The 7,140-nt window shown below is 69.8% G+C and carries 6 protein-coding genes and 1 pseudogene; 3 read left to right on the forward strand and 4 right to left on the reverse strand.

The annotated features are described in order from the left end of the window. Positions 1-302: pseudogene (locus Q2100_RS24245) on the forward strand (nitronate monooxygenase); the annotation flags it as partial. A 9-nt stretch (positions 303-311) separates the two neighbouring features. Here Q2100_RS24245 and Q2100_RS24250 read toward each other — a convergent pair. The 3 genes from Q2100_RS24250 to Q2100_RS24260 are packed head-to-tail and all read right to left on the reverse strand — an operon-like array spanning position 312 to position 2,920. Beyond that, positions 312-1,007, reverse strand: a complete 696-nt coding sequence (locus Q2100_RS24250; RefSeq protein ID WP_302916109.1) for a TetR/AcrR family transcriptional regulator — start codon at positions 1,005-1,007, stop codon at positions 312-314. A gap of 52 nt (positions 1,008-1,059) precedes the next feature. Then, complete coding sequence (locus Q2100_RS24255) at positions 1,060-1,863, reverse strand: Fic/DOC family protein (protein ID WP_302916110.1); 804 nt, start codon at positions 1,861-1,863, stop codon at positions 1,060-1,062. Positions 1,864-1,879: 16 nt separating this feature from the next. Continuing rightward, the gene (locus Q2100_RS24260; RefSeq protein ID WP_302916111.1) at positions 1,880-2,920 is read right to left on the reverse strand and encodes a putative nucleotidyltransferase substrate binding domain-containing protein; all 1,041 of its coding nucleotides are present in this window, start codon (positions 2,918-2,920) and stop codon (positions 1,880-1,882) included. Between the two features lie 125 nt (positions 2,921-3,045). Here Q2100_RS24260 and Q2100_RS24265 point away from each other — a divergent pair, with 125 nt between their 5' ends. Further along, positions 3,046-4,578 carry an amino acid permease gene (locus Q2100_RS24265; RefSeq protein WP_302916112.1) on the forward strand — a complete coding sequence of 511 codons (1,533 nt, stop codon included), beginning with the start codon at positions 3,046-3,048 and terminating at the stop codon, positions 4,576-4,578. A gap of 177 nt (positions 4,579-4,755) precedes the next feature. Then, positions 4,756-5,997 (forward strand): agmatinase family protein, encoded by a 1,242-nt coding sequence (locus tag Q2100_RS24270; protein ID WP_302916113.1) that lies wholly within the window; start codon positions 4,756-4,758, stop codon positions 5,995-5,997. A 3-nt stretch (positions 5,998-6,000) separates the two neighbouring features. On the opposite strand, the gene Q2100_RS24275 is transcribed toward Q2100_RS24270, so the two are convergent. Then, positions 6,001-7,140 (reverse strand): D-alanyl-D-alanine carboxypeptidase family protein (locus tag Q2100_RS24275; protein WP_302916114.1); only part of this gene is annotated, 1,140 nt, incomplete at its 5' end.

The following is a 7,140-nucleotide window of genomic DNA, read 5'->3' on the forward strand; positions in this document are numbered from 1 at the left end:
GGGCCTGGCTGGGCACGGTGTTCTCCACCTGTGCCGAGGCGTTGACGCCGCCGCAGGCGCGCGCCGCGCTGTTGGCGGCCGGCGGCGACGCGACGATGATCACCGACGAATTCGACCGGGCACACGGGTATTCCTGGCCGTCGGAGGTGCCGGAGCGGGTACTGCGCGGCGCCGACGGTCGCCCCGTCCCCGTCAACGCCGGGCAGGGGGTGGGCATGGTGACGGCCGCACCCGGCGCCGCGACGCTGATCGAGCAGTTGTCCTCCGGCGCGGAGGCGCTGCTGCGCACCTGGGTCGGCTAGCGGTCTTCGTCAGGCCCGGGGGGCGACCCGGGTGAGTTCGAGATCGTTGTGTCGCAATACTTTCCGGGTACTCTCGCGCAGCGCGGGTGTGTCGGCGACGGGGATGCCGACGACGCGAATGCAGGCGTCGGCGACATGCAGGGGGAGTTCGTCACGCTGCGGGCCTGCCGGCATCGACCAGACGTTGACCAGTGATTCGACCAGCCGGAACGGAAGGTCCGCCGCCGCGTCGTCGATGCCGGTCTCCCCGATGACGCACCGGCTCACCGCGAGATAGTGCAGCCGAAGCCGCTCGCGGTCCGACCAGAAGGACTCGACCCGGGCGTCGCGCAGTTCCGGCAACAGATACAGCGCACCCAGGTTCCACCGGTTGGTCAGCAGCTTCTCACCGTCGAACGTTGCCAGGGCGTGCAGCTGTCCGGCCGTGTCCAGGCCGGGATCCATGTCGCGGAGAGCGGCGATGAATGACAATGTGGGCCTGACGGTCTGGTCGAGCAGCGCGCACAGGATGTCATCCTTGGTCTTGAAGTAGTGATACAGCGATGCCTGCCGGATTCCGACCGACTCCGCGATCGACCGGGTGGACGTGCCCGTGTAGCCGAGGGTGGTGAACAGCTCGCCGGCGGCGTCGAGGATCTCGTCACGGGGCGTGGTGCCGGGGCGCCGTTGGTCGCGGTGGCGGGGTCGTCCCCGGGCGAGCGGCATGTCTCCATCGTGGACCATGGTGGCCGGAAATGCACCACGTCGCCGCGCGGCCTCATTGCCGATCGTCGTGCAACGCGGGTCCGAGCAGGTAGAGGAACGGTCGGTGGCTGGCCCGGCCGTCGCGCCGGAACGGCATGCTGTCTCTGGCGGCCGCATACCATTCGTCGCGGCTGATTCCGCTGAGGTCGAGGGTCTTTCCGCAGCGCCGCGCCAGGAGCTGCAGCAGGGCGGCGCCGGTGCGCCCGTTGCCCTCGCGGAACGGGTGGATCTGGTTGTGGGCGGCGTAGATTCGGGCCAGCTCGTAGGCCACCCGGGAGTCGTCGGCACCGGCACAGACCGTCATCGCGCGACGCGCCGAGTCGTGCACCGTCGCCATGCGCCCTGCGATCGAGGACTGCCACGCGAAGTGTTGATCGCCTCGCCGCAGTTCCGTCGTGCGGTACTCACCGGCCCACGAGTAGACGTCCCCGAACAGATACCGGTGTATCACCTGCACGTCGAGGTCGTCGGCCTGCCCGCGGTCGGATACCCGGCGCAGCCACATGGCCATCCGGCCGGCGGTGGCCGCGAACTCCAGCTCGTGCAGTGTCTCGGCCGAGGTGGCGCCGAACTTGTTGCGCAACACCGTGGTCCCCGGGATGAAGTAGGGCACCGCGCGCCGCAAACGAAATCTGCGGACGTGGGGCTGCGGCGGCGGATGCCGGTCGCGGAACCCTGCGAGGTACTCGGCGAACGAGACGTCGCCGCGGGCCAGCGTGTGCAGAGCCGCCACGTGCTCATCGGCGGGCTGCCAGCCTTCCAGGCGGTGGGCCGCGACCGTCGCGGCGACATCGGGAAGCGGGTGTTCGATGGACATGCGGGTTCGCGACCGGTCAGCGGAACGCCGACGTCGATGCGAGGTAGGTCAGCTTTCGGCTGACACCGCCCACCTCGCGCGCGACGCTGCGCAAGGCGGCCCGTTCCTGCGGGGCCAGTCCGGACAGTGACACCACGTCCCCGGCCGGGGGGCCGGCGATGAAACCGGCTGCCCGCGTGCGCCAGCGGAATCCCAGCAGCCACTCGAAACAGTCCTTGAGGGTGGCCGCGTCGCCGGACTCGAGCACGCCCGCCGACGCCGCGTCATCCAGCCGGGCCTGCGTGGACAACGCGCCGGATCCGGCCGAGAGGGCGGCCCACCTGGCGATCTTCACCACCGGATCGATCGCCGCCATCTTGACGTCGACGCTGTCGGCGTTCCTGGCGAACACCCGCAGCCGCGACGGGACACTGGCGCGAACGGCGGTGGCATCCTGCAGCATTGCCTGACGCACCGGGTAGCTGCCCTCGGCGGCCGTCACGACCTGCGTCCGCAGTGCGTCGCCCGGCAGCGTCGCCGGACCGGGCAGCCCGGTGGAATCCGCCATCAGGCCGGTCATCACGACTCCGCGGTCCCTGTGGGGTTCCGCCGTCCAGTGTTCGATCCCGGCGGCCCAGCTGGCTGCGCGGCGACAGAAGCGGGGTCGGCTGGCCATCACGCCGTTGGCGTCGCCCTGGATGCCGCAGCGCTCGAGCAGCGCATGCACGTCGGCGGCGCGGTCCAGCATCGCGGCCTTGTCGTCGTCGCCGACCGAGTCGTCGAGGGCGACCATCGTCTCGACGTCCGAATACGGCACCGACTCGCCTCGCGCAGCGCTCCCGGAGGCGAACCAGGTCCAGTGCGACGTCCCTGCCGTCAGCCGGAGTGCGGCCGCCACGCCGTGGAGGAGAACCGTGGACCACGCGGCGGCCAGCTCGGGTACGCGGGCACGCCGCTCGGCGGCGAGGCCCTGCAGCGCGCGCCCGATGGCGACGCGCAGTTCCGCCTCGTCGGCGGCGGCATCGATCCGGCCGAGCGCGCCGTCGCGGTCATGCCCGTCCGGGAACACCGATGCCATGCCGACGATTGTCACCCGCCGGCCACCTGGTCACACAGCCGTGACATTCGCGAAACGCCTGGAAAACGAACCTGACCTAATTTCTGTCGCATGACAGATAGTCGGCGGCACATGGGTGGCGCGTCATGACCGCCACCTCCGACCCCGCGATCTCCTCGAAGGAGGACGCGTCGACGCTGGAGGAGCTGGGCTACACCCAGGAACTCCACCGCGGCATCGGCGGTTACGCCGCGTTCGCGTCCGGATTCTCCTTCGTCTCGATCCTGACCACGGTGTTCGCGTTCTTCCCGCTGGGCTTCGCCCTTGGCGGGCCTGCCTTCTTCTTCACCTGGCCGATCGTGTTCCTGTGCCAGTTCTGCGTCTGCCTCGTCTTCGCGGAGCTCTCCGGGAAGTTCCCGGTGGCAGGCGCCATCTACCAGTGGTCGCGACGGCTGGCGGGTGACGCCGTCGGCTGGTTCGCGGGATGGTTCATGCTGGTCGGCTACATCGTGTCGATCGCGGCGCTGGCCATCGCCATGCAGACCGTGCTGCCCCCGATCTGGAGCGGATTCCAGGTGGTGGGTTCCGACATGGATCCGCTGTCGGTCGACGGCGCGACGAACGGCATCCTGCTCGGGGCCATCACGATCGTCCTGTGCACCATCATCAGCGCCGCCGGCGTGCGCTTCATGGCCCGCATCACCGTCACCGGGGTGACGCTGGAGATCATCGGCGTCGTGCTGATCGTCGGCGCGATGTTCCTGACCGCCGAACGCAACCCGGTGCAGGCGGTGGCCGACACCGGGGGCCACGGCAGCGGCGTGAGCTATCTGCCGGCGTTCCTGGCGTCGATGCTGATGGCCGCGTACGTGATGTACGGCTTCGACAGTGCCGCCGAGCTCTCCGAGGAGACCCGCGATCCGCGCCGGACGGCGCCGAAGGCGATCGTGAACGCGTTGCTGGTGTCGTTCCTCGGCGGCGGCCTGATGATCCTCGCCGCGCTGATGTCGGCTCCCGAGCTGGGAGACGACCTCGCCAGCGGCGGCATGGCGTGGGTGATCGAGAGCCAGCTCGACACCTGGCTCGGCAAGACCTTGCTGGCGCTGGTCGCGGTCGCGATCTTCTCGGCGACGCTGGCGATCCAGGCCTCGGCGTCGCGGGTGATGTTCTCGATGGCTCGCGACAACCGGCTGCCGTTCGGCAAGTTCCTGGCGAAGGTCAACAAGCGGACCGGCACGCCGGTCATCACCGGGATCGCGGTCAGCACCCTGGCCATCCTGGTGCTGCTGGTCAACCTCGGCCAGTCCAGTGTCTTCGCCGCGATCGCCTCGGTCTCCGTGGTGATCGTCTACCTGGCCTATCTGATGGTGACCGTGCCTGCGCTGATCCACCGGCTGCGCGGCACCAGCCTGTCCTACGGCAAGCCGATCATGGACCTCGGCAGGTGGGGCATCCCGGTGAACCTGATCGCCGTCGTGATGGGCGCCCTGCTGGTGATCAACATCGGCTGGCCGCGCCAGGAGGTCTACAACCCGGCGGGCGACTCGCTGTTCCTTCAGTACTTCGCGGTGATCTTCGTGGCGCTGACCCTCGTCGTCGGATACGTCGCCTACCGCGTCGTCAAGGATCGTGAGGGTGCACCCACCCCCGCCGACGCACTGGTCGGGGAGCAGGGGTAGCGCGCCCCGCTCCGTCCGTCGTTGTGCCCTAAACGATTCGTGCGCAACACATCCCGCTGAGGTCCCGATTCGAGGACCGGAAGGCGGTAGCGTGAGCGCTCTCAACGAATCGCCGTCTGCCGATCGACGACCCGACTGAACCGTCGATGGGAAAACTCGTGAGAAGGAGTCCACACCGTGGCTGAGAAGGACGACCCCGAAGCCCACACCCACGAGGGGGGCGGTCCCGCTCACCGGCACCGGAACGGCGGCGCGCCGCACACCCACTCGCACAGCGACGGGTTCGCCGCGAGCCAGGGCCGCTGGGCCCAGGAAGCCGAAGCGCGCATCTCGCTGTTCCGGCACGACGAGGAGATCCAGCGCGGCCTCGCGTTCGGCCTGCAGGGCTCGCCGACGCTGGTGGACCGGACCATCCCCACCTTCTCCCGCGGAGAGCTGCCGCACTTCGCCGGGGAGCGCGGCACGTTCCTCAACTGTCCCTACCTCGAGGACGTCAACGACGTCACCGACGCCGAGGTCGCCATCTTCGGCGCACCGCTGGACTCCGGCGCCACCTACCGGCCGGGCGCCCGTTTCGGCCCGCAGGGCATCCGCCGCTCGACCAACCTGTTCGGCACCTACTGCTACGAACTCGGCGTCGATCTGCGCGAACAGCTCAACATGGTCGACATCGGCGACGTCTTCACCATCCCGGGCAACCTGGAGAAGTCGTTCGACCAGATCAGTCAGGCGATCTCACACGTCTACAGCCGCGGGGTGTTCCCCGTGGTGCTGGGCGGCGACCACTCGATCGGTTACCCCACCATCCGCGGGATCGCGCCGCACGTCGACGGCAACATCGGCATCATCCACTTCGACCGCCACGTCGACACCCAGGAGACCGACCTCGACGAGCGCATGCACACGACGCCGTGGTTCCACGCGACGAACATCAAGAACGCGCCGGCGACCAATCTCGTGCAGGTCGGGATCGGTGGCTGGCAGGCGCCGCGAGCCGGGGTGAAGGTCGGCCGGGAACGCGGCACCACCGTCATCTCTATCGGTGACATCGAGCGGGTCGGCCTGGAGAAGGTCGTCGAGCTCGCACTCGAGACGGCGTGGAAGGGCGCCAAGGCGGTGTACCTGTCCTTCGACATCGACGTCATCGACGCCGGTTTCGTGCCGGGCACCGGCTGGCCGGAACCGGGTGGTCTGCTGCCGCGGGAGGCGATCAATCTGATCAGGATGATCTCCGCCGAGGGCCTCGCCGGCCTGGAGGTGGTGGAGTGCGCACCGCCCTACGACTGGGCCGAACAGACCGCGCTGATCAGCTCGCGGATCGTGCTCGACAGCCTCGCGATGCTGGTGTCCGAGGGCAAGCTCGGTAAGCGGGCCGCCAAGAAGGACCGGCACGCCTGGGGGCCGCAGACCGATCTCTGACGTTTACTGCGCCACGCGGCGATTCAGTGAGCGGGCGGCCATGATGAGACCGAACACGATGATCGCCCCGACCACGCCGACGCCCACCCGCACCGGCATCGCGTCGGCGGGCGGCAGCACTCCGGCGGCCTGTGCGGCCGCGGCGGCGTCCGCCGTGACCTCCAGTGCCTGCGGCGTCTGCAGCGACGGGTCGGGCTCGACCAGGGTGCCGACCTTGGTGCCCTCGGGCACGGAGAACCCGTAGTCGAGCAGGTGCGCGGCCTGCTGCCAGGGCGCGATGGGTTGGCGGGTGCCGCGCATCAGCACGGCGACCAGCCGGCGGCCGTCCCGTTCGGCGGCGCCGACGAACGTCTGGCCCGCGTCGTCGGTGAACCCGGTCTTGCCGCCCAGCGCGCCGGGATAGTTGACCAGCAGCTGGTTGTCGTTGACCACCTCGTAGTGGGAGCCGTCGCGCGCGGGGAATTGGAAGCTGCGAGTGGCGACGATGTCGGTGAACGTCGGGTTCTGCCAGGCGTACCGGTAGAACAGCCCGATGTCGTAGGCCGACGTGCTCATCCCCGGCCCGTCCAGGCCGGACGGCGTGGCGACCCGGGTGTCGCGGCCGCCGAGCTGGTCGGCGAGCACGTTGAGCTTGCGCAGCGCCGTGTCCCAGCCGCCGAGCTGGCGGGCCAGCGCGTGCGCGGCGTCGTTGCCCGAGTGCATGAGCAGGCCGTGCAGCAGGTCGTTGATCGTGTAGACGCCGCCCTCGCCGACCCCGACCCGGGTGCCCTCGGCCGCGGCGTCGTCGGCGGTGCCCGGCACGGTCTTGTTGAGGTTGAGCTCGTCGATCGCGGCCATCGCGGTCAGCACCTTGATGATGCTGGCGGGCCGGTGTCTGCCGTGCGGGTCCTTCGTGGCGATCACGTCGCCGCTGTCGAGGTCGGCGACCAGCCATGCCTCGGCCGAGATGTCGTTCGGCAGCGGCGGGGTGCCGCTCGCGGTGATGACGCCGCAGCCCGAGAGTCCGTCACCGCCGGGGGCCTTGTCCGGGACCGCAAGCGGCGCGGGCGGGGCCTGGCCGGGCTTCGGGACCTCGGACGCGTCGATGGCGGGCGGGGTGGTCGCCCGGTACGGACACGTGATGGGGGCCGCGTCCGGCTGGGC

This window comes from Mycolicibacterium arseniciresistens, from assembly GCF_030519285.1.
GTDB lineage: Bacteria > Actinomycetota > Actinomycetes > Mycobacteriales > Mycobacteriaceae > Mycobacterium > Mycobacterium arseniciresistens.